24 protein-coding genes are annotated in these 26,525 nt (G+C 63.8%); 16 read left to right on the forward strand and 8 right to left on the reverse strand.

What is annotated here, in order from left to right; translation table 11 throughout:
• Positions 1-27: 27 nt before the first annotated feature.
• Positions 28-930, forward strand: coding sequence for a 4-hydroxyphenylacetate catabolism regulatory protein HpaA (hpaA, locus tag HX807_RS29900; protein ID WP_003209891.1), 903 nt, complete (start codon positions 28-30; stop codon positions 928-930).
• A gap of 11 nt (positions 931-941) precedes the next feature.
• Here hpaA and HX807_RS29905 read toward each other — a convergent pair whose 3' ends face one another.
• Positions 942-2,198 (reverse strand): OprD family porin, encoded by a 1,257-nt coding sequence (locus HX807_RS29905; protein WP_177051974.1) that lies wholly within the window; start codon positions 2,196-2,198, stop codon positions 942-944.
• Between the two features lie 212 nt (positions 2,199-2,410).
• Between HX807_RS29905 and hpaR the strand changes: the two genes are divergently transcribed.
• Both hpaR and HX807_RS29915 read left to right on the forward strand, forming a co-directional pair.
• Positions 2,411-2,833: a homoprotocatechuate degradation operon regulator HpaR gene (hpaR, locus tag HX807_RS29910; RefSeq protein ID WP_177051976.1), complete on the forward strand. Its 423-nt coding sequence runs from the start codon at positions 2,411-2,413 to the stop codon at positions 2,831-2,833.
• Positions 2,834-2,921: 88 nt separating this feature from the next.
• Positions 2,922-5,312 carry a TonB-dependent receptor gene (locus HX807_RS29915; RefSeq protein ID WP_177051978.1) on the forward strand — a complete coding sequence of 797 codons (2,391 nt, stop codon included), beginning with the start codon at positions 2,922-2,924 and terminating at the stop codon, positions 5,310-5,312.
• On the opposite strand, the gene HX807_RS29920 is transcribed toward HX807_RS29915, so the two are convergent.
• The 3 genes from HX807_RS29920 to HX807_RS29930 are packed head-to-tail and all read right to left on the reverse strand — an operon-like array spanning position 5,282 to position 9,806.
• Complete coding sequence (locus HX807_RS29920; RefSeq protein ID WP_008437192.1) at positions 5,282-6,235, reverse strand: sulfonate ABC transporter substrate-binding protein; 954 nt, start codon at positions 6,233-6,235, stop codon at positions 5,282-5,284. The genes HX807_RS29915 and HX807_RS29920 overlap by 31 nt on opposite strands.
• A complete protein-coding gene (locus HX807_RS29925; RefSeq protein WP_177051980.1) occupies positions 6,232-7,563 on the reverse strand; it encodes an LLM class flavin-dependent oxidoreductase in 1,332 nt (443 codons plus the stop codon). The genes HX807_RS29920 and HX807_RS29925 overlap by 4 nt, the downstream gene beginning before the upstream one ends.
• Before the next feature lie 2 nt (positions 7,564-7,565).
• A complete protein-coding gene (locus HX807_RS29930; protein WP_177051982.1) occupies positions 7,566-9,806 on the reverse strand; it encodes a TonB-dependent receptor in 2,241 nt (746 codons plus the stop codon).
• Positions 9,807-10,011: 205 nt separating this feature from the next.
• On the opposite strand from HX807_RS29930, the gene HX807_RS29935 reads away from it, so the two are divergent.
• The 12 genes from HX807_RS29935 to gspD all read left to right on the forward strand — a co-directional run bounded on the left by HX807_RS29935 (position 10,012) and on the right by gspD (position 21,487).
• The gene (locus tag HX807_RS29935; RefSeq protein WP_008437199.1) at positions 10,012-11,052 is read left to right on the forward strand and encodes a LacI family DNA-binding transcriptional regulator; all 1,041 of its coding nucleotides are present in this window, start codon (positions 10,012-10,014) and stop codon (positions 11,050-11,052) included.
• A 627-nt stretch (positions 11,053-11,679) separates the two neighbouring features.
• Entirely contained in the window at positions 11,680-13,374 is a 1,695-nt protein-coding gene (gspE, locus tag HX807_RS29940; RefSeq protein ID WP_177029019.1) for a type II secretion system ATPase GspE, read from the forward strand.
• Positions 13,371-14,573 carry a type II secretion system inner membrane protein GspF gene (gspF, locus tag HX807_RS29945; protein ID WP_102605832.1) on the forward strand — a complete coding sequence of 401 codons (1,203 nt, stop codon included), beginning with the start codon at positions 13,371-13,373 and terminating at the stop codon, positions 14,571-14,573. Before gspE ends, gspF begins: the two co-directional genes overlap by 4 nt.
• A 20-nt stretch (positions 14,574-14,593) precedes the next feature.
• The gene (gspG, locus tag HX807_RS29950; RefSeq protein ID WP_177051986.1) at positions 14,594-15,019 is read left to right on the forward strand and encodes a type II secretion system major pseudopilin GspG; all 426 of its coding nucleotides are present in this window, start codon (positions 14,594-14,596) and stop codon (positions 15,017-15,019) included.
• A complete protein-coding gene (locus tag HX807_RS29955; protein WP_003209913.1) occupies positions 15,019-15,450 on the forward strand; it encodes a type II secretion system protein in 432 nt (143 codons plus the stop codon). Before gspG ends, HX807_RS29955 begins: the two co-directional genes overlap by 1 nt.
• Entirely contained in the window at positions 15,447-15,815 is a 369-nt protein-coding gene (locus tag HX807_RS29960) for a type II secretion system protein (RefSeq protein WP_008437204.1), read from the forward strand. Before HX807_RS29955 ends, HX807_RS29960 begins: the two co-directional genes overlap by 4 nt.
• The gene (locus HX807_RS29965) at positions 15,812-16,429 is read left to right on the forward strand and encodes a prepilin-type N-terminal cleavage/methylation domain-containing protein (RefSeq protein ID WP_177051989.1); all 618 of its coding nucleotides are present in this window, start codon (positions 15,812-15,814) and stop codon (positions 16,427-16,429) included. The genes HX807_RS29960 and HX807_RS29965 overlap by 4 nt, the downstream gene beginning before the upstream one ends.
• Complete coding sequence (locus HX807_RS29970) at positions 16,426-17,148, forward strand: general secretion pathway protein GspK (RefSeq protein ID WP_177021243.1); 723 nt, start codon at positions 16,426-16,428, stop codon at positions 17,146-17,148. The genes HX807_RS29965 and HX807_RS29970 overlap by 4 nt, the downstream gene beginning before the upstream one ends.
• Positions 17,145-18,185, forward strand: a complete 1,041-nt coding sequence (locus HX807_RS29975; RefSeq protein WP_177051991.1) for a PilN domain-containing protein — start codon at positions 17,145-17,147, stop codon at positions 18,183-18,185. Before HX807_RS29970 ends, HX807_RS29975 begins: the two co-directional genes overlap by 4 nt.
• Complete coding sequence (gspM, locus tag HX807_RS29980; protein ID WP_023659000.1) at positions 18,160-18,771, forward strand: type II secretion system protein GspM; 612 nt, start codon at positions 18,160-18,162, stop codon at positions 18,769-18,771. The genes HX807_RS29975 and gspM overlap by 26 nt, the downstream gene beginning before the upstream one ends.
• Positions 18,768-19,292 (forward strand): general secretion pathway protein GspN, encoded by a 525-nt coding sequence (locus HX807_RS29985; RefSeq protein WP_177051993.1) that lies wholly within the window; start codon positions 18,768-18,770, stop codon positions 19,290-19,292. Before gspM ends, HX807_RS29985 begins: the two co-directional genes overlap by 4 nt.
• Positions 19,289-21,487, forward strand: a complete 2,199-nt coding sequence (gspD, locus tag HX807_RS29990; RefSeq protein WP_177051995.1) for a type II secretion system secretin GspD — start codon at positions 19,289-19,291, stop codon at positions 21,485-21,487. The genes HX807_RS29985 and gspD overlap by 4 nt, the downstream gene beginning before the upstream one ends.
• A gap of 8 nt (positions 21,488-21,495) precedes the next feature.
• On the opposite strand, the gene HX807_RS29995 is transcribed toward gspD, so the two are convergent.
• The 4 genes from HX807_RS29995 to HX807_RS30010 form a co-directional block, all read right to left on the reverse strand.
• Positions 21,496-22,158 carry an RraA family protein gene (locus tag HX807_RS29995; protein ID WP_003209925.1) on the reverse strand — a complete coding sequence of 221 codons (663 nt, stop codon included), beginning with the start codon at positions 22,156-22,158 and terminating at the stop codon, positions 21,496-21,498.
• 26 nt (positions 22,159-22,184) lie between these two features.
• Positions 22,185-23,522 carry an MFS transporter gene (locus HX807_RS30000; RefSeq protein ID WP_256349615.1) on the reverse strand — a complete coding sequence of 446 codons (1,338 nt, stop codon included), beginning with the start codon at positions 23,520-23,522 and terminating at the stop codon, positions 22,185-22,187.
• A 103-nt stretch (positions 23,523-23,625) separates the two neighbouring features.
• The gene (locus HX807_RS30005; protein ID WP_177051997.1) at positions 23,626-24,849 is read right to left on the reverse strand and encodes a pyridoxal phosphate-dependent aminotransferase; all 1,224 of its coding nucleotides are present in this window, start codon (positions 24,847-24,849) and stop codon (positions 23,626-23,628) included.
• On the reverse strand, positions 24,846-25,502 hold the full coding sequence (locus tag HX807_RS30010; RefSeq protein WP_177051999.1) for an RraA family protein: 657 nt from the start codon (positions 25,500-25,502) through the stop codon (positions 24,846-24,848). The genes HX807_RS30005 and HX807_RS30010 overlap by 4 nt, the downstream gene beginning before the upstream one ends.
• Positions 25,503-25,606: 104 nt before the next feature.
• Here HX807_RS30010 and HX807_RS30015 point away from each other — a divergent pair, with 104 nt between their 5' ends.
• A complete protein-coding gene (locus tag HX807_RS30015) occupies positions 25,607-26,491 on the forward strand; it encodes a LysR family transcriptional regulator (protein WP_177052001.1) in 885 nt (294 codons plus the stop codon).
• Positions 26,492-26,525 lie beyond the last annotated feature (34 nt).

The following is a 26,525-nucleotide window of genomic DNA, read 5'->3' on the forward strand; positions in this document are numbered from 1 at the left end:
AGTCAAAACAACAAAGAGAATGCAGTGATGAGCGATCGTCAGCCGATCCCCAACATCAACATCGGGCAGGTCTACGACCAGCGTTACAGCGATGCCGAGGTGCACTACGACCGGCTCGGCAACCTGGCGGGATTTTTTGGCCGCAACATGCCGGTGCATCGCCATGACCGGTTTTTCCAGGTGCATTACGTCAAGACCGGAGCGGTGCGGGTCTACCTGGACGACCAGCAGTACCTCGAATCCGGGCCGATGTTTTTCCTCACGCCGCCGACGGTGGCGCATTCCTTCGTCACCGAAGCCGACGCCGACGGCCATGTGCTGACCGTGCGCCAGCAACTGGTGTGGGCCTTGATTGACGCCGACCCCAGCCTGGCCCCCGGCGCACAATTGCCGGCGGCCTGCGTGGCGTTGGCGCGGCTGGCACCGGAGTTTCAGCCCGAGGTGCGCCGCCTGGAATTCCTGTTTGATGAGCTGTGCAGCGAGATCAACGCCCAGGCCAGCGGACGCGGTTCGGCCCTGGACAGCCTGACACGGCTGATCATGATCAGCCTGCTGCGGCTCTGCGCCAATTCCCTGGAAGCCCGGCCTGCACGGCACGAAGACCTGCGGATCTTCCACCGCTTCAACGAACTGATCGAAGACCACTACCTGCAACACTGGCCGCTGTCACGCTACGCCGACGGTATCGGCGTCACTGAAGCGCGGCTCAACGAGGTGTGCCGACGCATCGCCGACCTGCCGTCCAAGCGCCTGATTCTGGAGCGGCTGATGCAGGAGGCCCGGCGCCTGCTGCTGTTCACCGGCAGTTCGGCGAATGAAATCTGCTACCAGTTGGGGTTCAAGGACCCGGCGTATTTCAGCCGGTTCTTCCAGCGCTACGCGCAAATGACGCCGGGGGAATACCGCCAGCGTCAATCGGGGTTGCGTTGAGGCGCCCGGCGTTACCACAGGGCCACGGTGTAGCCGATGATCACCCGGCTTTCGTCGAGGTCGCTGGTCAGGCCGTTGCTTGAGCGCAGGGTCGCATTGCGCAGGCGCACGTTGACGTTCTTCAGCGGGCCGCTCTGCACGGTGTAGACCAGGTCGGTGTCGCGCTCCCATTCCCGGCCGTTGCGCACCGTGGCGGTTTGCGCATGGCTGCCGTCGACGTAGCGGGTCATGAAGGTCAGGCCCGGCAGGCCGAGGGCGGCGAAGTTGTAGTCGTAGCGCGCCTGCCACGCGTCGGTGTTGGCCTTGGTGAAGATATTGATGGTCACCAGGTTGACCGAGTACGGGTCTTGCCCCGGGAAGGCAAAGTCGCCGTCACCGGAAAGGCTCTGAAAGCCCAGGCCGAATTTGTGTGCGCCCACCGACAAACTGAACATGCCGTTGAAAAAGCGGTTGTCGATCCGCCCGCCGTCCACCCGCGAAGCGCTGCGCAGCAGGGCGCTGCCTTGCTCGCGGGTGTCGAAGTAGCGCAGGTCGGTGCGCAGGTTCACGCCCTGGGCCAGCGGCAGGTCATGCACCAGGCCGATGAAATTCTGGCGGTAGATGTCCTGCATCTGCGCGTAGTAATAGGTCGCGGCCAGGTGCGGGTTGATCGCGTAGGTGCCGCCGGCGAGGTCCAGGTGGCTGCTGTTGACGCCGCCGTAGCTCATGGATTCGTTGTTGGAGGAGTCCCGCAGGTTCTGTTTTTCCAGGCGGCCGACGTTCAGGGTCAGGCCGTCGATGTCCTGGGAGGTCACCAGTTCACCGTTGTAGGTCGACGGCAGCAGCCGGGTGTCGTTGTAGGCGGCCACCGGCAACAGCGGTTGCAGGGTGCCGAGCTTGAGCACGGTCTTCGACAGGCGCAGCTTGGCGGTCAGGCCGAGTTCGCTGTAGCTGTCGGCCGGCTCGCCGCTGGCGCCAGACGGCAACAGCCCGGTGCCCCGGCGGTCGCGGCTGGAGTCGAGCTTCAGGCCCATTTCACCCAGGGCGTCCACGCCAAACCCGACCACGCCTTCGGTGTAGCCCGACTCCAGGCGCAGCACAAAACCTTGCGCCCATTCGTCTGCCTTGTTCTGCGGCGCGTTGGCCTGGCGAAAGTCGCGGCTCATGTAGAAATTGCGCAGGTCCAGGCTGGCCTTGCTGTCCTGGATGAAGTCGGCGTGGGCGACCAGAGGGCTAAACGCGGCGCACAGGCCAGCGCTTGCCGCCGTGCGAAAGAGGCACGAATGCATGAGGGGCGTTCCTTTTGTTGTTTTTGTTGGTAGAGCCCGCCACCAGGGCAGGGGCGGGCATATTGTTAACATGTTATCTTTAAGCTGAATAGCTGGATTAACAGGTTTTTATGAATTCGTTTCGAAATTAACGACTTGCTGCGTGCGTCGGGTTGCGCACGCGGAACACCGACTCTAAGCTTCGTCGCTTCGACCTCTATTGCGCGTGAACCATGCCCACCCCCAGACCGTCCCTTACGCTCACCTTGCTCCAGGCCCGCGAAGCGACCATGGCGTTCTTCCGGCCGTTGCTCAATGAACATGACCTGACCGAACAGCAGTGGCGGGTGATCCGCATCCTGCGCCAGCAAGGCGAACTCGAAAGCCACCAACTGGCGCACCTCGCATGCATCCTCAAGCCGAGCATGACCGGCGTACTGGGGCGGCTGGAGCGTGACGGCATCGTGCGCCGGCGCAAATCCGCCGAAGACCAGCGCCGGGTGTTCGTCGCCCTGACCGAACAGGGCCAGCAGTGTTTCGTCGACATGAGCGCCGGGATGGAAAGCAATTACCTGAAGATTCAGAAGCAGTTCGGCGAGGAATCCCTGGAGCAATTGATGGAGCTGCTCCAGAAGCTCAAAGGCATCAAACCGTAATAATCAAAAAATAGTGGCTGAAGCCTGTCCCTTTTTTTCACGTGACTGGTCATTCCAGGTAAGTGAACAAAATCGAGAGCTTCTTCCAATGCCCGCAATACGCCCGTTGCTGAACCTCAGCCTCATGCTGAGCCTGAGTGCCAGCCCGTTGTTCGTTCCCATCAGCTATGCCGAAGACGGTGCGCCCCGGCGCAGCTACCAGGTGCCGGCCGGCAGCCTGAGTGCCGCGCTGACCCGTTTCGCCGGGTTGGCCGGGGTCAACCTCTCGGTGGACCCGGCGCTGGTCAGCGGCCGCAACAGCAGCGGGTTGTCCGGCGAATACGGCGTCGAAGAAGGTTTCGCGCGCCTGCTCCAGGGCTCCGGCCTGCAACTGCAGCCCATGGGCGAGCAGGCCTATAGGCTGACCCCGGTTCCCGAAGGCGGCAGCCTGCAACTGGCGCCCACCTCGATTCTCGGCACCACCGGCGATGGCGACAGCGAGTCTTTCGCCGGTGGCCAGGTGGCGCGCCGTGGCTCCCAGGGCCTGCTGGGCTCGAAGGACTTCATGGATACTCCGTTCAGCATGACCACCTACACCAGCGCGGCGGTCAAGAACCAACAGGCGCGTACCCTTGGCGACCTGATTGCCAGCGACCCCTCGGTGCGCGCCACCAACCCGGCCGGCGGGCGCTATGAGCAATTCACCATTCGCGGCTTCAGCCTGTTCAACAGTGATGTCGCCTACAACGGCCTCTATGGCGTATTGCCGACCTACACCATCGATATGGAAATGGCCGAGCGCGTCGACATCATCAAAGGCCCCAGCCAGTTGATCAACGGCATCTCGCCACGGGGCAGCGTGGGCGGCGGGATCAACGTGGTGCCCAAGCGTGCCACCGACACACCCATCACCTCGCTCACCGGCAGTTGGGCCTCCGACAGCCAGGCGGGCGGAGCCGTGGACATAGGCCGGCGTTTTGGTGAAGACAATAAATTCGGCCTGCGTTTCAACGGCGTGAAGCAGTCCGGCGACACTGCCTGGGACGACCAGAGTGTCGACCGCGAAATGGCCGTGTTGGGCCTGGATTTTCGCGGTGAACGCCTGCGACTCTCCACCGACATCGGCCGCACCGAGCGCGACACCGACGCCCCCCAGGAACGTGTGCAAGTCGGGCCCGACGCCAGGGTGCCGAGTGCCAACGACGTACGCCACAACTACGCGCAGCCCTGGAGCAAGGCAAGCACCAACGACACCTTCGGCACGGTCAACGGCGAGTTTGATCTCAGCGACAACCTAATGCTCTACGGCGGCGTCGGTGCGCGCAAAAGCAACCATGACTTCCTGCGCCATGCAGTGTCGGTGGCCAACAACGCCGGCGATTTCAGCGTGCAGCCCCGCGACTTCACCCGCGATGAAAACGTGCGCACCGCCACGGCGGGCGTGCGCAACTGGTTCCATACCGGCCCGGTGAGCCATGAGGTCAACCTGGCGGCCAGCTACTTCTACATGGACTTCGAAAACGGCGGCGCGCGATATGCGCAGGGTTCGAGCAATATCTACAACCCTGTGGAAACCCCGGCGCCTGGCCGGCCAACGCGATTTGACTCGAAGGTCTACACCGAAAACCGTTTCAGCGGTGTGGCGTTGTCCGACACCCTGGGTTTTTTCGATGACCGGTTGCTGCTGACCCTCGGTGCGCGCTGGCAGCGGGTCAAGGTCGACGACTGGACCGATGACGTCAAAGGCGACACCGCCTACGACGAGGAAAAAATTTCACCGTCCGGCGGCATCCTGTTCAAGGCCACCGACAAGCTCTCGTTGTACGCCAACTACATGGAAGGCCTGAGCCAGGGCAAGGTCGCGCCGTCGGCGTCGGTCAACGATGACGAAATCTTCCCACCGTTCATCAGCCGTCAGGTCGAAGTCGGCGCCAAGTACGACGCCGGTGCGTTCGCGGTGACGGCCGCTGTATTCCGGATCAAGCAGCCGGCCTACGAGACCAACGCCACCACGCTGGTCTTCGGCCCCAATGGCAAGCGCCAGAACGATGGTGTGGAACTCAGCGTGTTCGGCGAGCCGCTCAAGGGTTTCCGCCTGCTGGGCGGGGTGATGTACATCGACAGCGAACTGACCCACACCACCAACGGCACCTACGACGGCAACCGCGCGCCGGCCACGCCCAAGTACAACGTCAACCTGGGCGCGGAGTGGGACGTGCCGACTGTTGAAGGCCTGACCCTGACCAGCCGCGGGATCTATTCCAGCTCGCAGTACCTGGACCAGTCCAACGTCAAGGAAATCGACGCCTGGACGCGGCTTGATGTCGGCGCACGCTACGCCTTCAAGGTCGACGACAAGCACATCACCCTGCGGGCCAATGTCGAGAACGTGGCCAACCGGCGCTACTGGAGTTCGGCCGGTGCCTCGGATGACAGCGAGCCGGGATTGACCTTGTCGACGCCGCGCACTTACTTGCTGTCGGCCACCGTCGACTTCTGAGGAGCCTGCCATATAGCCTTCTGTACATCGATGGGCTTGGGCAGCAGGCGGTTCTGGTAAAACAGGTCCGCCGTCTCTTGCTGCGCCCCAATGATGTCCTTATCAATCGGCAGGATCGGCGATGGCGGCCGGTTGTCGACGTAACGTGCAATCACCCCGGCCGGCAAACCCATGAAACGGGTCAGCACCTGCAGGCTGTCTTCGCGCTGGCTGCGGGTCAGGGCTTCGGCGGCGCTCAGTTCATCGAGCAGGGCGTGGATGAACGGACCATTGGCCTCGGCGTATGCACGGCGCGCGGTATAGATCGGCCCAGACAGGTTCAAGCCTTCGCCGTTGGCCAGGACGCGGCTCGGGCTTTGGCTCAGGGCCAGTGACGAGTAGGGCTCCCAGATTGCCCAGGCGTCGACACTGCCTTGCTCGAAGGCGGCGCGGGCATCGGCCGGTGGCAGGTAAACCGGCTGGATATCCTTGTAGCTCAGGCCGGCTTTGTTCAAGGCCCGCAGGATCAGGTTGTGGGAGCTGGAGCCTTTCTGGAAGGCGACTTTCTTGCCCTTGAGGTCGGCGATGCCGTGCAGTGGGCTGTCGGCCTGCACCAGGATGGTTTCCGCCGTCGGCTTGGGCGGTTCAGCGCCGATGTAGACGAGGTCGGCGCCCGCCGCCTGGGCGAACAATGGCGGGATATCACCGGTGGACGCCACGTCCAGCGCGCCCACGTTCAAGGCTTCGAGCATCTGCGGGCCAGCGGGGAATTCGATCCATTGCACCTTCGTCTGGTCGAAGCGTTTTTCCAGCAGGCCATGTTCCTTGGCGAGTACCAGGGCGATCGAGCCTTTCTGGTAGCCGATCCTCAGGGTGGCCGGCTCGGCGGCCATTGCAGTTTGAGTCAGGGCAAACAGCGCAAACAACAGTGCAGGAATTCTCATGCCGGTTTCTCCGCAAAGCGATTGGCCGGTCGCGCCAATCCAAGGTTTTCACGCAGGGTGGTGCCGGCGTATTCGGTGCGGAACAGGCCACGCCGTTGCAGTTCCGGCACCACCCCTTGGGCGAAATCTTCCAGCCCGCCCGGCAGGTGCGGCACCAGCACATTGAAGCCATCGGCGGCGCCATTCTCGAACCAGTGCTGCAGTTCATCGGCGATCTGCGCGGGTGTGCCGATCAGGCTGTAGTGCCCACGGCCACCGGCGATGCGCCGGCCCAGTTGCGCCAGGCTCAGCTGTTCGCGGCCCGCCAGTTCGGTCAGCAGTTGCTGGCGGCTGCGCTGGCCGCTGTCGGTCAATGGCAGGTCCGGCAGCGGGCCGTCCAGCGGGTAGCCGGACAAGTCGAAGTTACCCAGCATGCGCCCCAGTAACGCGACGCCAACCTGCGGTTCGACCAACTGCTGGAAGGCCTCGAATTTGTCCCGGGCTTCAGTTTCTGTCTGCCCGACCACCACAAACACCCCCGGCATGATCTTCAGCGCATCCGGCTCCCGCCCGTATCGAGCCAGGCGACCCTTGAGGTCGGCATAGAACGCCTGGGCATTGGCCAATGATGTCTGGGCGGTGAACACCACTTCGGCAGTTTGTGCCGCCAATTCGCGGCCTGCCTCGGACGAACCCGCCTGGACAATCACCGGCTGACCCTGGGGCGAGCGCGCCACGTTCAGCGGGCCCTTCACACGAAATTGTTCGCCGACATGCCCGAGTACATGCAGTTTCGCCGGGTCGTAGTAGCTGCCACTCGCCTTATCGCGCACAAAGGCATCGTCTTCCCAGCTGTCCCACAGCCCCGTCACCACCTGGTGAAATTCCCGGGCACGGCTGTAGCGTTCGCCGTGGCCGAGGTGCTCGTCGCGGCCAAAATTCTGTGCTTCGGCGGCGTTGTCCGAGGTCACCAGGTTCCAGCCGGCGCGCCCGCCGGACAGATGATCCAGTGAGGCGAACTTGCGCGCCACATGGTACGGCTCGTTGTAGCTGGTGGTGGCCGTGGCGATCAGGCCGATGTGTTCGGTCACCACGCTCAATGCCGACAGCAGCGTCAGTGGCTCGAAGTGATCCGAGCGCGCCATGCGGCTGGCAATTTCGCCGGTGGCGGCGGCAATGCTGTCGGCCACGAACAGCGCGTCGAATTTCGCCGCTTCGGCAATTTGCGCCAGGCGTTTGTAGTGGGCGAAATCCAGCCCGGCATTGGCCGGTACATCGGGGTGACGCCAGGCGGCGACGTGGTGCCCGGTGGCCATCAGGAAAGCGCCGAGTTTCAGTTCACGGGGCATGCTCAAAAATCCTTGCGCAGTTGCACGCCGAAGTAACGCTCATCGTCACGGGGCACGGCGCGGTAAATGTAGCTGCCGCCACTGGCCAGCAGCGGTGAATAGGACTTGTCGGTGAGGTTCTTCGCCAGCAGGGCCACGCGCCAGCCGTTGCTGTAGTCGGCCAGGGCGACGCTGGCGTTCCAGATGCCGTAGGCGCCTTGCTTGGTGTCGACGTTCTGGCTGATGTCGTACTGCACTTCGCTCTGCCAGCTGTAGTCGGTACCCAGTTCGATATCCAGGCCGTTATCCAGCGGGATGCTGTAGTCGGCGCGCACGTAGCTTTTCCAGTCCGGGCTGAAGGGCAGCGGCTTGCCGTTGACGTTGCAGGACGCCGCCGCGCCAGGCGGGCAGGCGAACTCATCGATGCGGGCCCGGGTGTAGGCCAGCGCGCCGGAGAGCTTCAGTTGTTGAGTGGCCTGCAACGCGTAGTCGAGTTCGACGCCTTCGGTGCTGACGCTGCCGGCGTTGATCAAGCGCGTCACCACTTGCCCGGCGACGGTGTCGAAGAAGTTCGCCTGGTAGTTGTCGTAGTCGCTGTGGAAGATCGCCAGGTTGGTGGTCAGGCGATTGTTCCAGCTGGTGGCCTTGATCCCGACTTCCCAGGTGTTGGAGGTTTCCGGTTTCAGCGCGTCGGTGTCCCGCGGCTGCATGTTGAAGAACACGTTGTAGGCCGGGCCCTTGTAGCCGCGCGAGTAGGTCAGGTAGCTGGTGACGGTGTCGCTCAGGTCGTATTGCACCCCCAGCCGGCCGGACCAGCCGTCTTCGTCCACCGAGCCGGAACTGCTGGTGGCCGGTTGAATGCCGCTGACAGTGGTGGCCGAGGTGGAGACACGGCGGTGATCGTATTCCAGGTCGTCGTGGGTGTAGCGCAGGCCGGCGATGCCACGAAAGGCCGAGGTGAAATTCAGCGTGGTCTCGCCGAACACCGCGTAGCTGTCGCTGGTGGTGCCGTAGTCGGCGATGCCGCGGTCGGTGCGTGTGGTGGTGGTCAGGGTGCGCTGGTAGGTTTCCTGATCCTTGCCGTGCATGTAGAACAGGCCGCCGACGTATTCGAGGAATTCGCCTTTGGGCGAGGCCAGGCGCAGCTCCTGGGAGTATTGGTCGAACGCCAGTTGGCCTTTGTCGGCGGTGCCGGGGAAAGCGGCGGTCACGGTGCCCAGGCGGTCGCCGTCCTGGTACTGGGTGTTGTCCCAGCCGCGCCAGGCAGTGATCGAGGTCAGGGTGTAGTCGCCGAGGTTCCAGTCCAGTTGGGCAGACAGGCCTTTGTTGGTGTCCTCCACGTGGCTGCGGGTGTCGGTGTTGATGTCGCGGTTGTCGCTGGTCCCGCGCACCGGGTTCAGCGCGTTGGCGAACGCCGGGGTCAGGGATTTGCTCACCACGCCATTTGGCGCATCGTCGTGGGACTGCATGTAGTCGGCAATCAGGGTCAGTTTCACGTCGTCGTTGGGGGTGAACTCCAGTTTGCCGCGCACGCCCTGATGGTTGTAGCCGTTCACTTCCTGGCCGTTGTGCTTGTTGTCGACGTTGCCGTCGTAGCTGCCGAACAGCCCGCTGATGGAGCCCTTCAGCGTGCCGGGAATCAGGCTGCCGCCCAGGCCGAAGCGGGTGCGGCTTTCATTGCCGCTGAAGTAGGACTGGTCGATATAGCCGTGGGTCTCGGCCGTCGGCGCCTTGCTGGTGATATTCAGCACGCCGGCCGAGGCGTTCTTGCCGAACAGTGTGCCCTGGGGCCCGCGCAGCACTTCGACACGATCCAGGTCGAGCAGGTCCAGGGTAGCCTGGCCGGGGCGGGCGTACACCACGCCGTCAATCACCGTCGCCACCGTGGGTTCAACCCCGGGCGAGGTGGATATCGTGCCCACTCCGCGTACGAACAACGAGGTGTCCTTGTTCGACGCGCCGGTACGGAAATTCAGCGAGGGTACCTGCTGGACGATGCTCGCCACGCCGTTGCGATTGTCACGCTCCAGTTGTTCGCCATCGAGCACCGAAACCGCCACCGGGACTTTTTGCAGCGACTCTTCGCGGCGGGTGGCGGTGACCGTGACCGGCTTGAGGGTGGGTTCCTGGTCGTCGGCGGCGAATGCAGCGGGAACGGGCAGGGCGGCGAGCCCCGCCAGTAGCCAACCCAGGTGGGCGCGGTGCCCGGTGGCGGCGCGTATGGATTGCGAAAGTTTTTGAGGTTGCCCCGAATGTGTGTGCATGCTCTGACCGCTCGAAAAATGCCCTGAACCGCTGCCGTTCTGCGACGACAGCGCCGTTGAATCCGTCTTGGGCATTCGCTCGAGCGAGTAGCAGACAAAACGCTTTGGTAGCGCTAACATCGGCATTATTGGTAGGTGCGATATAGAGCGTCAAATACTAAAAAATTAGTTTTATATTCTTTTAGGTTTTTAACAGGATCGTCCCTTGAGCGAAGACAAACCCCGGAAACGCCGTGGTGCCGGCCGCGTCACCTTGAATACCGTGGCGCGCCAGGCCGGTGTGTCAGCGATTACCGTGTCGCGCTATTTCAACCAGCCGGAGCAGGTCTCGCCCGAACGCCGCGAACGCATCGCGGCGGTGGTTGCCGAATTGGGCTATGTGCCGAACCTGGTGGCGGGTGGGCTGGCGTCGGCGCGGGGCAGGATCGTCGCGATGGTGATTCCAAACATCTCCGGGCCGATCTTCGCCAATACCATCCAGGGCTTCAGCGATACCCTCAGCCGCCACGGCTACCAATTGCTGCTGGCGTCCAGTTACTTCAGCGCCGAGCAGGAAGAAAATGCAGTGCGCGCGTTTCTCGGCTGGTCCCCGGCGGCATTGGTGCTCACCAGCCGCTTCCATAGCGCGGGCACCGAGAAGATGATCGCCGAGGCGGATATCCCGGTGGTTGAAACCTGGGATTACCAACCCGAGCGGGAGCCGTTGCAGATTGGCTTCTCGCATTACGAGGTGGGCGTGACGGCTGCGCGCTACCTGCATGGCAAGGGTTATCGGCGCATCGCGTTCGTACAGAACAGCGCGCCGGGGGACTTCAGTGCACTGGAACGCCGGGATGGCTACAGCGCGACCCTGATTGAGCTGGGCATGCAGCCGTGGGTGTTTGCCCCGGACGCCGATCGCGCACCGTTTGAGGCGGGCAAGCAAGCGATGCAGGCATTGATGAGTGCCGCCATTCCACCGGACGCAATCATCTTCGCCAATGACAACCTGGCCGCCGGTGGCCTGCTGGCCGGGCAACGGGCAGGTCTGGAGATCCCCAAGGATTGCGCCGTGCTCGGCTTTGGTGATTACCCGTTTGCCGAAATGCTCTTGCCCAGTCTCAGCACCATCAAGCCGCCCGCCCTGGAGATCGGTGTGCTGGCGGCAACGCGGGTACTGGAAAGCCTGGGCGTGTTGCCGGTTGAGGATGAGGTGCAGCGCTTGAACCTGCTGGAGTGCCGCTTGATCGAGCGCGAGAGCGCCTGAGTCCAGTTGCGGCTCATGGCCATGTTGCGTTGACTCTCGGTATTTTCTGATAACAGGTTATTCAAAGTCAGGCGCTGAAACATGCGTTTGATTGCGTGCGCTCGCCTCTTTTTTATCAGTGGATAGTTCGCCTTTGGTGACAAGTTTTAGCGATGGCTAATTGCAATTAGTGCGGTGAGTTTCGCGATTTAAAAAGTGCAATGACTTGGTGGGTTGTTCTTTTGAGTAGTGTCCATGTGATATTGCAAGGTGGCCTATTGAACTGATCATTGATTGCCATTAGGTGCCGGGATAAAGCCATGCCTTACGTGAGGCTGGCGATATTTTCTTGCGCTGATGAACTAAGTTTAAACATGTCAGTCGATGCTTTAAACATCATGTGTACGGTCATGGCTAACTAATGGCGCCTGTTGGTAGTTCTAAAAGGCCATAACTTAAGTGGGCTGTAATACAAAATGTTTTGGTGTAGGGTCCGTACCTTGTCATGACAGCGCTTGCGCTAAAAACCTCCAACTTAGTGTGGATGCCCTTGTTCCGGCGCGTGCCACGGAACAGGTTTTTAAATAGCCCCTCAGACTTGTGCAGATGCCCCAGCCGATACCGTCAATGCCCATCGATGCATGCCGAATGCAGATTCCGGATGCCGAACAAGTGTGCGCGTGGCTGATGCGAAAAGCCGGTCTGAAAACCGTCGACCTGGAACGTGCTCGACGGTTATCCCAGGAGTCCGACGACCCCGAACTGCTCGGCCTGCTGACGCGCCTGGGGCTCGTTTCCGAAGTGGAACTGGCGCGGGCCTGGGCCGATTTGCTCGGCGCGCCGTTGCTGCTGGCGGACGCCGCACCGCCCGTGCTCGACCCGCTGCCGGCGCTGACCGAACGCTTCATGCGCCATTACCAGGTGGTGCCGGTGGGCTGGAGCCACGGTGGTGTGCGGGTGTTGGCGGCCAACCCGGCGCTGCTGTATCCGTTCCAGGCCCTGGCGTATGCGTGCGGCGTGCCGGTGTGGCTGGCGGTCGGGCCGCGCAACGAAGTCGAAACCCTGATCGAGCGTTACTACGGCCAGGGCCGTTCCGCCATGGGCACCCTGATCGAAAACCTCGACGAACAAGGCGGCGCCCTGGAAGACATCGAACACCTCAAGGACATGGCCTCCGAAGCCCCGGTGATTCGCCTGGTCAACCTGATCCTGCAACGGGCCGTGGAGCACCGCGCCTCGGACATCCATATCGAACCCTTCGAAAACCAGCTCAAGGTGCGCTACCGCATCGACGGTGTGCTGCATGAAGCCGAAGCGCCGCCGGCGAGTTCCTCGGCGGCGGTGATTTCCCGGGTCAAGATCATGGCGCGCCTCGACATCGCCGAGCGCCGCCTGCCGCAGGACGGCCGGATCATGTTGCGCATCCAGGGCAAGGAACTGGACCTGCGGGTATCCACGGTGCCCACCAGTTTTGGCGAGTCGGTGGTGATGCGCCTGCTGGACCGCCAGACCGTGCAGTTCGATTTCCAGAGCCTGGGCTTTGACGGCCAGCGCCTGGCAACCTTCCTTGAAGTGCTCGAGCGGCCCCACGGCATCCTGCTGGTCACCGGGCCCACCGGCTCGGGTAAAACCACCACGCTCTATACCGCGTTGTCGCGGCTCAATACCGCCGAGCGCAAGATCATCACTGTCGAAGACCCGGTGGAATACCAGCTGGAAGGCATCAACCAGATCCAGGTCAAGCCGGCCATTGGGCTGGATTTCGCCGGGGCGCTGCGCTCCATCGTGCGCCAGGACCCGGACGTGATCATGATCGGTGAAATCCGCGACCTCGAAACCTGCCGCATCGCCATCCAGTCTTCCCTGACCGGCCACCTGGTGCTCTCGACCCTGCACACCAACAGTGCCGCAGCAAGTATCACGCGCCTGCTGGACATGGGGGTGGAGAGCTACCTGATCGCCTCGACCGTCAATGGCATCCTCGCGCAGCGCCTGGTGCGCCGCCTCGACCCGGCGACCCGCGAGGCGTTCGAAGCCCCGCCGGAGCTGATCGAGGAACACGGCCTCGACCGCTTCACCGAGCAGCGCCCGATCCTGCTTTACCGGCCTCGCGCCAACGCCGCCGGCGGCGGTTACCACGGCCGCAGTGCAATCACCGAATTGCTGGTGATGAATGACGAACTGCGCAGCTTGTTGATGCGCCAGGCCGACGCCGCGACCCTCGAACAGGCCGCCCGCCGTGGTGGCTTGCGCACCCTGCATGAAGAAGGCCTGCGCCAGGCGGTGGCCGGTGTCACGTCCCTTGAAGAAGTGTTGCGCGTCACCCGTGGAGAGGGCGCGTGAGCCTGTTCAAATACCGCGCCCTGGACAGCCAGGGCGTCGCGCAGAACGGCACCCTCGAAGCGAAGGACCAGGCCGCCGCCGTCGCTGCGCTGCACAAGCGTGGCCTGCTGCTGTTGCACATCGATGCCGCCGGTGCCCAAGGGCTGCGCAATGCCTTCGGGCGCGGCCAGTTGAATGGCGCGGCGCTGGTCAGTTTTACCCAGCAACTGGCCACCCTGCTGGGCGCGGGCCAACCGCTGGAGCGCTCGCTGGGCATCCTGCTCAAGCAGCCCGGCCAGCCGCAGACCCGGGCGCTGATCGAGCGTATCCGCGAGCACGTCAAGGCCGGCAAGCCATTGTCGGCAGCGCTGGAAGAGGAGGGCAGCCAGTTTTCGCCGCTGTACCTGAGCATGGTGCGTGCCGGTGAGGCGGGCGGTGCGCTGGAGAACACCCTGCGCCAACTCAGTGACTACCTGGAACGCAGCCAGTTATTGAGAGGCGAGGTGATCAACGCGCTGATCTATCCCGCCTTCCTGGTGGTGGGCGTGCTCGGTTCCCTGGCGCTGTTGCTGGCTTACGTGGTGCCGCAGTTCGTGCCGATCTTCAAGGATCTGGGCGTGCCGATTCCGTTGATCACCGAAGTGATCCTGGGCCTTGGGCAGTTCCTCGGCGCCTATGGCCTGGCGGTTTTTGCCGGGTTGATCGTGACGGTCTGGGCCCTGGCGGCACGCCTGCGCAACCCACGACACCGCGAGCAGTACGACCGGCGCGTGCTGGGTATCCGCGTTATCGGCCCGCTGTTGCAGCGGGTCGAAGCCGCACGCCTGGCACGCACCCTCGGCACCTTGCTGAGCAACGGCGTGGCGCTGCTGCAAGCGCTGGTGATCGCGCGCCAGGTCTGCACCAACCGTGCCTTGCAGGCACAAGTGGCCCAGGCCGCCGAGTCGGTGAAAGGCGGCGGCACCCTGGCCAGTGCATTTGGCAGCCAACCGCTGCTGCCGGACCTGGCCCTGCAAATGATTGAAGTCGGCGAACAGGCCGGTGAACTGGACAGCATGCTGCTCAAGGTCGCCGACGTGTTCGACGTCGAAGCCAAGCGCGGCATCGACCGCCTGCTCGCCGCCCTGGTGCCGTCCCTGACCGTGGTCATGGCGGTGCTGGTGGCGGTGATCATGCTCGCGATCATGCTGCCGCTGATGAGCCTCACCAGCAATATATGAAGACCCAAGGAAGCAAGCCGATGCGCCATACCCGTTTCAAACCCGCCCGCCGCCAAGGCGGTTTCACCTTGCTGGAAATGCTCGCGGTGATCGTGTTGCTGGGCATCGTCGCGACCATCGTGGTGCGCCAGGTGGGCGGCAACGTCGACAAGGGCAAATACGGCGCGGGCAAGGCGCAACTGGCCAGCCTGAGCATGAAGATCGAGAGCTACGGCCTGGATGTCGGCTCGCCACCCAAGACCCTCCAGCAATTGGTCGACAAGCCCGGCAACACCGCCGGCTGGGCCGGGCCGTACGCCAAGCCCTCAGACCTCAAGGACCCGTTCGGCCATGCCTTCGGCTATCGCTTCCCCGGTGAACATGGCGCCTTCGACCTGATCTTCTACGGTCAGGACGGCCAGCCCGGCGGCGAAGGCTACAGCGCCGACCTGGGCAGCTGGGAATAATGCCGGCCCTCCAACGCGGCTTTACCCTGCTGGAGATGCTGGTGGTGATCGTGTTGATCAGCATCGCGGCCGGGTTGGTGGGATTTGGCCTGCAACAAGGCCTGCGGGTAGCGAAAGAGCGCCAGGTGGTCGGGCAGATGGTGGATGCCCTGCGCAGCACACGGGCACGGGCGATTGTCAGCGGCAGGTCGGCCAAGACCGTCTTCGACTTGGCCCGGCTGAGCTTTCAGGCGCCGGGGCAACCCATCAAGCACTGGCCGGCCGATCTGCAAGTGACCCTGCACACCGCCGAACACGCAGGCGCTGCGGTGGAGTTTTACCCCGACGGCAGCTCTACCGGCGGCAACCTGTTATTGGCCAATGGCACGCGACGCTGGCGCATCGACGTCGGCTGGCTGACCGGCAGCGTGCAGTCCAGGGCATTGCCATGAAGCGTCAGTCGGGTTTCACCTTGCTGGAAATGCTCGCAGCGCTGACCCTCATGGCGATCTGCAGCACGGTGTTGCTGGTCGCGTTCGGCCAAAGCGCGCGCTCGTTGTTGCAGGTGGCCCACAGCGACCGCCTGACCCATACCGCCTTGAGCGTGATGGATCAGGAGGCGTCGGGGCCCCTGGCCAGTGGCGTGCGCGAGGGCGAGCTGGACGGCATTGCCTGGCAACTGCGCGTCGCCCAGCAGCCCACCCGCATCGGTCAGCCACATTTGTTTCGCCTTGATCTCAGCGTCAGCGAAGGTCCGCGCCGCGCAAATTTCAGTACCTTGAAACTGCGCGCCAGCCGCGACGGGAGCCTCCAGTGAAGCAGCAGCGGGGCTTCACGTTGCTCGAAATCATGATCGTGCTCAGCCTGCTGGGCGTGTTGTTGGCCCTGGTGGGCGGCGCGCTCCTGGGAGCCAACCGTGCAGTACTCAAGGCGCAGCGCTACACCGTCAGCCTGGATGAAAGTCGCGCCGCGCAACAGTTCCTGCGCACCTCCATCAGCGAAGCATTGCCCCTCGACGTGACCGAGGACGACAGCCAGACCAACGGTTTTTTTGTCGGCGCTCCCCAGCGCCTGCAATTCGTCGCGACCTTGCCGGGCGTGCTCGGCGGCGGTATCCAGCGTTTCACCTTGCAGTTGACCGAGCGCGAGTTGCAGGTGGCGTTCGCACGGTTTGAGTCCAATGCCCAAGTGAGCGTGCCGGCCATCCGCAGCGAGCCGCAGGTGTTGCTGAAGAACGTCGACGATCTGCAATTCAGCTATCGCGGCCTGTCGCCCAAGGGCCAGGCCACCGGCTGGATCAGTGACTGGCCGTGGACCAAACGCCTGCCTTATGCGGTACGCATTGCAGCACAAGTCAACGGACCGGTGCCGTGGGTCACCCAAGTGGTTGCCCTGCGGCTGAACCTCTCTAGCGGAGCATCAGGCGAATGAAGCGTCAGCGCGGCGTTGCATTGCTGCTGGTGCTGTGGGTACTGGCGTTGCTCAGCCTGCTGCTGGGCGGCCTGGCCGGGTGGGTACAACTGGAAAGTCGCCAGGCCCTGTGGCATCGCCAGCATACCCAGGCGTTGCTGGCGGCGGAGGCGGGTGTGGCGTTGGCCATGCAGGCCTTGGCCGACCCGCTGCAACGCAAGCAATGGATCGCCGACGGCCGTGAAATGCCCCTGGTATTTGATGACGCACAGCTTCACGTGAGCCTGCACAGCGAGCGCGGCAAGCTGTATTTGAACAGCGCCGAGGCCGCTGACTTTGCCCGCCTGGCCCTGGCCTGCGGCGCCACCCAGGCCCAGGCCGGCCGGCTCGCCAGGGACCTGGAAATGCGGCGCAACGCAGGCCTGGCGCCGTTCCGCGTGGTGGAGGAAGTGCGGCAATTGCCCGGCATGACCCAGGCGCTGTACAGCCGGCTGGCCCCGGAAATCAGTTTGTGGAGTGGCCTCGACCGGCCCGATCCCGCCTTCGCCAGCCCCTTGATGCGCCAGGCGCTGAACCTGCCCCGGCAGAGCGCAGTAGGGGCCGACCCCGGTGACGTGCTGGTGATCGACAGCCGCGCACAACGCCCCGGCGGTTACCACGCCCGGTTACGAACCACGGTTTTATTGAGCCCATCGGAGGGAAGCGCACAACCTTATCGGGTGCTGCGTTGGCAAGAATGAATCCATACCTTTCGGCGCCAGTGGCGCGCCTTCAACAGCTGGCCGAACCGCTCACCCGGCGCTGGCGCGGCAGCTTGCTGCAAGTGGGCTGGCGCCTGTGGCTCAAGGAGCTGCGTGGCTGCCTGCCGGCGTGGCTGTCGGTCCGTGACATCCCCGAGCACCGCTACCACTGGCCGTTGACCGGGCCGGTGGCAAAACCTGCCGACGAGGTGCGCCAGGTGCTGGTGCTCGCGCCCTCGGCGGTGTTGCTGCAAACCCTGCAACTGCCTTTGGCGGCCGCGCGCAACCTGTCGACGGTGGTGGGTTATGAACTGGACCGCTTTACCCCGTTCGAAGCTGAACAGTTGTACTTCGTGGCCCGTCAGGAACGGCGCACCGCCACGCATTTGCAGGTGACCCTGGTGGCCATCCTGCGGGAGCGCCTGGATCAAATCCTGTTGGACTGCGCTGCCCTCGGCTTGCAGCCCCATGCGGTGGATGTGGACGGGCCAATGGGCATCGACCTGCTGCCGGCGCCGTTGCGCCCACGCCAGCGGCCGGCCGGGAAGGGCTTGCAACGCAGCCTGCCCTGGCTGTGCGGCGCCTTGCTGATTGCCGCGATGCTGCTGTGGCTCAACGACCGCCAGCGGGTGCTCGACGTCATGCAGGCGCAGGTGCAACAACAGAAAGCCCAGGTCGCCGAGGTCCAGAGCCTGCGCCAGCAACTGCTCAATACCCGTGGCGCCGCGCAGTACCTGATTCGCCGCAAGTCGGCACAACCGCCGTTGGCGGCGTTGCTCAACGAGCTGACCGCCTGCCTGCCCGCCGATACCTGGATCGACCAGTTGGACGTCAACAACGGCGCCGACGTGTCCTTCTCCGGGCAAAGCGCCAAGGCGAGTGCCCTGATCACTCGGATCAAGGCGTGCCACAGCCTGGAAAACCCCCAGTTCGAAGGGGTGATCCAACCCGATGCGCAAACCGGCAAGGATCAGTTTTCCCTGCGCGCCCACTTGCACCAGGAGGCCGCCGATGCGCCGACCACTGACACCCCGTGAGCGTCGCGGCGCCGCCTTGCTGGTTCTGGCGCTGGTGCTGGGCGGCGGTTACTGGCTGCTGATCGACAGCTGGTTCGCCGGGCCATTGCGTGCCATGGGCGAGCAGGCCGAACAGCTGCGCGAACAACAGCAACGCTATGCGGGCCTGCTGCACCAGGGCGCCGCCTTGCGTGAGCAATTGGAGCAAGCCCGCCAGGACCCGGCCAGCAGCACCAGCCTGTTGCCGGGGGATGACCCCAGCGCCGTGGCGGCGGACCTGATGCAGCGCATCGCCGACCTGATCAACAGCCGCGCCGGCCTCGGCGGCGGCTGCAGCCTGACCCAGCGCATGCCCATCACCCCGGAGCAGGACGACACCGAGCCCTATCGCCAGGTCAAAGTCAGCCTGACCCTCAACTGCGCCATCGAACCCCTGACTGCGATCCTGCATGAGCTGGAGTACCAGCGACCGTTCCTGTTCGTGGATGAAATGAGCGTCCGTCGCGGGCCGAATGCCCCCGCCAGCGGCGGTGCCGGAAAGCTGGTGGTGCACCTGTTGGTGCGCGGTTATCTGCAACCGGCAGCCGCCACGCAGGCCCGCCGATGATCAATTCATTGCGCCCCCTCGAGTGGGTGTTGCTCGGTGTGGCCGGGCTGCTGGGCCTGCTGATGGTGGGCATCTTGAGCAGCATCGGCGACGCGCCGCAGTGGCTGGACGAGCCTGCCTCCGCCGTGCGCGCCAATGCTTCGGCGAAGGTTCACGTGGCCCCGAGTGCGACCCTGGAAAGCCTCGCCGGCACCTGGCAGGCGCCGCTGTTCAGCCCCGACCGCAGCCCCGATGCCGCCGTTGGCCAGGCCGAGATTTCCAGCCTGTCGAGCCTGAAGCTGACCGGCGTGCTGCTCGACGGCGACCTGCGCGTCGCGCTGCTCAAGCGTGACGAGGGCTCGCCGCTCAAGGTCCACCAAGGCCAGACTCTGCCCAACGGCTGGCGCCTGGAACACCTGACACCGCTGCACGCCCGTTTTGTGCTGGATGGCCGCACGCAAACCCTGAGCCTCAGCGTTCCGCGTTTGCCGCCGCCGTCCACCACACCACCGATTTCCCTTCCTCACGAGCCCGCCCCTTGATCGATACTTCCCCTAGCGCCTTGCGCACCAGCGTGTTTTGCCTGGCCACCGCCGTCGCCCTGGGCGGCTGTGGGTCATTCCCCGATCACCTCGACCCGGACGATGCCTTGCTTCACGAGGCGATGCAGGGCACCGGTTCGCAACGGCCGCCCGTGGACCCGGCCAGCGAGTCGCCTGCGGCCGACAGCCGCCAACCCCAGGTGCCTACGCCGCCCCAGCGCCAGTTGATTCGCGGTAACCAGCAGTTCGTGCGCCAGTCCGCAGCGGCGCCGGCGGTCAAGGATGAAGCCAGCGGAGACATCGTGTTCAACTTCGCCGACCAGCCGATTGAGGCGGTGATCAACAGCGTCATGGGCGACCTGCTGCACGAGAACTACAGCATCGCCCAGGGTGTGAAAGGCAACGTAAGCTTCTCCACCTCAAAGCCGGTGAACAAGAAACAGGCGCTGTCGATCCTCGAAACCCTGTTGTCCTGGACCGATAACGCGATGATCCGCCAGGGCCAGCGCTACGTGATTCTGCCCGCCAACCAGGCGGTGGCGGGCAAGCTGGTGCCGGAAATGAGCGTGTCGCGACCCTCCAGCGGACTCTCCGCACGGCTGTTTCCGCTGCGCTATATCTCGGCCACGGAAATGCAGAAACTGCTCAAGCCGTTCGCCCGGGAAAACGCATTCCTGCTGGTGGACCCGGCACGCAATGTGTTGAGCCTGGCCGGTACGCCGGATGAGTTGGCTAACTATCAGGACACCATCGACACCTTCGACGTCGATTGGCTCAAGGGGATGTCGGTGGGGGTGTTCGGTTTGCAACGGGCCTCGGTGGCCGAGTTGATGCCCGAGCTGCAAAAAATGTTTGGCCCCGACAGCGGCATGCCCCTGGCGGGCATGGTGCGCTTCCTGCCCATCGAGCGGACCAATTCGGTGGTGGCGATCTCGTCCCAGCCGCAGTACCTCAGTGAAGTTGGCGACTGGATTCACACCATCGACGAAGGTGGCGGCAACGAGCCGCAGATGTACGTCTACGACGTGCGCAACATGAAGGCCACGGACCTCGCCAAATACCTGCGGCAGATCTACGGCACCGGCGCGATCAAGGACGATGCGCCGGCCAAGGTGGCGCCGGGGCTGCGCACGGCGACCTTGTCGTCACTCAATACCAGCGGCGGCACCTCGGGTGGCTTGAACAACAGCAGCAATAGCCCGCCCGTCAGTGACGATGAGGACCAGGCCCCGGCCGCCAGCGAAGACGGTGAAAATGCAGAGCCGGGCGCTGCCAAAAGCCTCGACGCCGGCACCCGGATCACCGCGCAAAAGAGCAGTAACCAGTTGCTAGTACGCACTCGCCCGGTGCAGTGGAAGGAGATCGAATCGGCGATCAAGCGCCTCGACAACCCGCCGCTGCAAGTGCAGATCGAGACGCGCATCCTCGAAGTCAAACTCACCGGCGAACTGGACCTAGGGGTGCAATGGTACCTGGGCCGCCTGGCGGGCAACTCCACCAGCACCACGGTAGCCAATACCCCTGGCAGCCAGGGCGCCCTGGGTGGCGGCGGTGCGGGATTGGGCGCGGATTCGCTGTTCTATTCCTTCGTCAGCTCCAACCTGCAAGTGGCCTTGCACGCCCTGGAAACCAACGGCCGCACCCAGGTGCTGTCGGCGCCATCGCTGGTGGTGATGAACAACCAGCCGGCGCAGATCCAGGTGGGTGACAACATCCCCATCAGCCAGACCACGGTCAACACCGGCAACGCCGACAGCACCTTGAGCAGCGTCGAATACGTGCAGACCGGGGTGATCCTCGACGTGGTGCCGCGCATCAACCCGGGCGGCCTGGTGTACATGGACATCCAGCAACAGGTCAGCGACGCCGAGAACCAAACCACCAACAGCAGTGACACGCCCAACAACCCGCGCATCTCCACACGTTCGGTGTCCACCCAGGTGGCGGTGCAAAGCGGCCAGACCGTGTTGCTCGGCGGGCTGATCAAGCAGGACAACGCCGAGAGCGTCAGTGCGGTGCCGTACCTGGGGAAAATCCCAGGGCTGCGCTGGTTGTTTGGCAACACCAGCAAGTCCAGGGATCGCACCGAGTTGATCGTGCTGATCACGCCGAGGGTGATCACCAGCAGCGGTCAGGCGCGGCAGGTGACGGATGACTATCGCCAGCAGATGCAGCTGTTGCGACCGGCGAACTGAAGGACCTTTCAGCCCTTGCGTTGCAGGGTGTGATAACCCAGCGCTGCGCGGGCTTCACGCAGGGATTTGCCTTCATCGAGCAGCGCCCGGATACGCGCTTCCACCGCTTCAATCGAGCGTGCACAGGCTGCCACTTCATGGGCCCGCTCGCGCGGCACGATCACCACGCCATTGGCATCGGCGACCACGATGTCCCGGGCGCACACCCGGGCCTGGCCGATGGACACCGGCTGGTTTACCGCTTCCACTTCAACCCGGTCCTTGCCCGTGCGCATGAACCGGCCCTTGGTGAACAGCGGGTAGCCGTCGCCCAGGGCCTTGCTCACGTCGCGGCACACGCCATCGATCACCGTCGCGGCGATCCGCTGGCTGCCGGCGTACTGGGTCATGATGTCGCCCCACACCGTGCAGTCGGTGCGTCCGTCGTTGTCGATCACCACCACATCGCCTTCGGCCACGTCATCGATAAAGTCGCCTACGGTGCCCGGCGGGGTGCTGGCGCTGACGTAGCGCACGGTGAAGGCCGGGCCGACCACCACCTGGCGATAGTTGTCCAGGGGCATGATTCCCAGGCATTGGCCGGGCAGGCCGAGTTTGTCCAGGGCGTCGGACACGCCCGGGGTGTCCAGGCCGGCAAACAGGGCAACCAATTCTTGGTCTTGGGGTGACATGGATAACTCCTCGTGGTGGTGACAAATCAGGTCGGGTGGCTGGAGGCCGGGCGGGGCTCGGCAATGGTCAGCAAAATGATGAAGCTGATGAACGAGCCGATCGCCAGCCAGGCAAATACGTAGTTCCAGCCGTAGTTGTCCAGCAGCAGGCCGGTGATGAAGGGCGTGGCGGCGGCGCCCAACTGGCCGATCATGTTCACGATGGCGTTGGAGATCGGGAAGGTCTTCTTGGTGGTCAGGCCCATCGGGTAGACCATGTAGGACGAGAAGCCGAGGCTCAGCACCACGCCGGTCAGCATCAGCAGCAAGCCGTAGGGCAGGGGCTCGGCCGGTGAATTGATCAGCAGGTACATCATCAACGAGGTGCCGACGGCTGACAGCAACATGCCCGGCTTGCGGCGCCCGCCCATCAGGCGGTCCGAGCAGAAACCGCCCAGCAGGTTGCCCAGCACCGCGCCCACCCAGGGCGCTGCCGAGACCAGGCCCATGTTCATGATCGAGAACTGCTTGACGGTCATCAGGTAGGTGGGAATCCACGCCAGCAGCACGCTGGAGACACCGAGCTGGAAGCAGTAGCTGGTGGCGCACCCCCAGATATTCCATGAGGTGAAAACCTGACGGCTGGTTTCCAGGGGCTTTTCATCGCGGGTGCGGATCACCCGGTCGAGCTTTTTCACCCACGCCGGCGTCTTGTGCACACGGACGGTCTGGGCGATTGCGGTGTCTTCGACGATGTATTGAAGTTCGGCCTGGTTGACGAAGCGGCTGCGGGACGGATGGTCGGTGACCAGGAAGTACCAGACCACCGCCAGCACGATGCCCGGGATCGCAAAGAAGTAGAAAATTTCGCGCCAGCCCCATACCGAAATGATCACGGCACACAGCGGCGGCACGATCACCGGTCCGAACTTCACGGCCGACAGAAAGATCCCCGACGCGGTGCCTTTTTCCCGTGCCGGAAACCAGTTATTGATGGTGGTGGTCATGCTGATGGGCAGCGGGCCTTCGGCGATACCCAGGCCCAGGCGATAGAGTTTCAGCGCCAGCAGTGAGCTGGCGGTGCCCACCAGCCCGGTCAACAGGGAGGTCAGCACCATGGCCCCCGGCAGGATCCGGCTGACGCCAAAGCGCCCGAAGGCAAAGCCCGACGGCAGTTGTGCCAGGGCGTAAGCCAGCAGGAACAGGCTGACCAGGCCACCGGCCTGGGCGTTGCTCATTGCAAATTCCTGGCGAATGAACGGCAGCGCCACGCCGAGGTTGGCCCGGTCGGCGGCGGCCACGGTGTAGATCAGGAAAATCAGCGCCGCTACCACCCAGCGGTATTGGCTGCGCACAGCGGGTTTTATGACTTCAGGCATAGACATGGGGGCGGACCTTGTTGTTGTGAGTGTTGTCCTGTTCGGCCTTAATCTTAAGAAGGGGCGCACGCCACCATTAGCGATATTTATCTATGTGAACTCATCACTTTTATTCTTCTGCCAGCAAGCTGCTGCAGAAGCCGCGGATTGCCTCGCACGCCTGGCGCAACGACTTGTCATCCAGGGCATAGGCGATACGGATGTATGGCGCCAGGCCAAAGGCGCTGCCATGCACCACGGCTACATTGGCCTCATCCAGCAGCGCCAGGGCCACGTCTTCATCGCTGCGCAGCAGCCGCCCGCCCGCCGAGGTGCGCCCGATCAGCGCGGCGCATGAGGCGAACGCGTAGAACGCGCCGGCGGGGCTGATGCACGTCAGGCCTGGCGTGTCGTTCAGTAACTGGACCATCAAGTCCCGGCGCGCCTGGAACACCCGGCGGCTGTCGCGGATGAAATCCCTGGGGCCTTCCAGTGCAGCGAGGGCCGCCTGTTGCGAGATCGAACAGGCGCCGGAGGTCTGCTGGCCCTGGAGTTTTTCCATGGCCTCCAGCAGCCAGCGTGGGCCGGTGGCGAAACCGATGCGCCAGCCGGTCATGGCGTAGGCCTTGGACACGCCGTTCATGGTCAATGTGCGTGGTGCCAAACGCGGCTCAACCTGGGCCAGGGTATGAAAGGCCTGGCCGTCGAAGATCAGGTGCTCGTAAATGTCATCGGCCAGGATCAGCACCTGCGGGTGGGCCAGCAGCACCTCGGCGAGTGCCCGCAAGTCGTCTTGGCTGTACACCGCACCGGTGGGGTTGGACGGTGAGTTGAGGATCAGCCAGCGCGTCTGCGGGGTCATTGCAGCGGCCAGGGCCTCGGGTGTCAGCTTGAAACCGCTGTCGGCATCACAGGTGACGATGCGCACTTCGCCGCCGCACAGTTGCACCATCTCCGGGTAACTGACCCAGTACGGCGCGGGCACGATCACCTCGTCGCCTTCATTGAGGGTGGCTGCCAGGGCGTTGTAGATCACCTGCTTGCCGCCGTTGCACACGAGCGTGTCCTGCCAGGACACGTCCAGGCCGTTTTCGCGCCGGAACTTCGCCGCCACCGCCTCCCGCAGGGCCCGCGCACCGGCCACCTGGGTGTAGCGGGTATGCCCGGTTTCAATGGCCTGGATCGCGGCTTCGCGGATATGCGCCGGGGTGTCGAAATCCGGTTCGCCGGCGCACAGCGAGATAATCTGCGCGCCTTGCGCCCGGCGTTCGGCGACGCGGTCCATGATGCGATAGGTGGCAGACGGTTGTGCGCTGGCCAGGCGCTGGTTCAGCCGCTGGATATCGGTGCTCATCGGCTAATCGCCTCAAACTGTGCGTCGTGCATCACCTCGACCACCGAGCGCCCGCTGCGCACGGCCTGCACCATGCCGTCCTGGCGGCGGGCAATGCGCTCGCCCAGGTCCAGGACCTTTTCGATCACCGCCTGGGCCACGAACACCGTGCCGCAGGTATCGGCGATCACGTAGTCGTCTTCGCTGACGCTCACGCCAGCAACGCTGAGGGTCACGCCGGCGTCGAGCTGCACCACGCGGTTGCGCGCGCTGATCATGGTCACGCCGCGTCCGTACACCGGATAGCCGATGGCCTCGCTGCCGTCGATATCGCGGCTGAAACCATCAATTACCGTGCCGCGTATGTGTTTGCGCGCTGCGGCGTTGGCGATGATGTCGCCCCAGCAGGAAATGCCCTCGATACCGCCGGCAATCACCAGCACCCGGTCGCGGGTTTCAACCTGTTCGATCACCGGCGTGATCAAGTGCACGGTGGGGGCTATGTCGGACTTGGGGCCGAGCAGCACGGTACTGGCGCGTCCAACGATCTTCGGGCAGTTCCACAACGGGCGCAGGCCCACGGTGGCGCCTGGCAGGCCGAGGAAGTCGAGGGCGTCGGACACGGTGTTGGTGTCCAGGGCGGCCAGGCGGTCGAGCAAACGGTCAGGGGTCATGGGCAAGCCTCGGGTGACGGAGGCGGCCAGTGTCAGTCAGTGGCTATGATAGGTATATTACGAAGTACAGAAGCCTTGCATACGCTTAACCTATGGATAAGACCATGATCAACTTTCGCCTGATTCGTCACCTCTGGTTGTTCCTGGCCGTGGCTGAAGAGCAGAACTTTGGCCGTGCGGCCAAGCGCCTTGGCATGTCCCAGCCACCGCTGAGCGAGCAGATCCAGGTGCTGGAGCAGGCGCTCAAGGTCAAGCTGTTCGACCGCTCCCGACGGGGGGCCAAGCTGACTCCGGTGGGCGCGGCGATCCTGCCGGCGGTGCGCAAGTTCGCCGAGCAGCTGGAGCGCCTGGAACTCGCCGTGGAAGAAGCGGTGGCGGGGCAGTCGGGGATGTTGACCATCGGCGCGATCTCCACGGCGATGTTTGATGTGCTGCCGGGGTTGATCGAGCAACTGAAGCTTGATTACCCGCAGCTCACGGTGTCGGTGCGGGAAATCGACAGCGTCGAGGCGTTGCCGGCGCTGGAGGCCGGGGATATCGACCTGGCGTTTGCCCGGCTGGATGGTGACCTTGGGGCTTCGGTGCAGTCATTGCCGCTGACGGAGGACCGGCTGGTGGTGGCGCTTCCGGTGGATCATCCGTTGGCGAGTCGTACGCGGATCAGTTTGTCGAGCCTGGCGAATGAGCCGTTGGTGATGTTTTCGCGCAACGTCAGTCCGGTGTATTTCGACAATTTGATCGCTACCTGTCGTGCCAGCGGGTTTTCGCCTCGGGTGCTGCATGAAGTGCGGTCGATGGCTTCGCAGATCGCGTTTGTCAGCTATGGGCAGGGTATTGCGTTAGTGCCGGCGTCGTTGAAGAAGCTGGCGCCGGCCAATGTGGTGTTTCGGGCGTTGAGCCAGAAGCTCAATGTGGTGACCACGGCCGTCGCCTGGAATACCCAGCGGCCGAACCCGGTGGTGGAGGCGGTGATCGCGCGGTTTCGCTAGGGGTTGGGGTTGAGTACATATCCGTTATTTAGGT

It is taken from the genome of Pseudomonas sp. D8002, from assembly GCF_013385695.1.
Lineage (GTDB): Bacteria > Pseudomonadota > Gammaproteobacteria > Pseudomonadales > Pseudomonadaceae > Aquipseudomonas.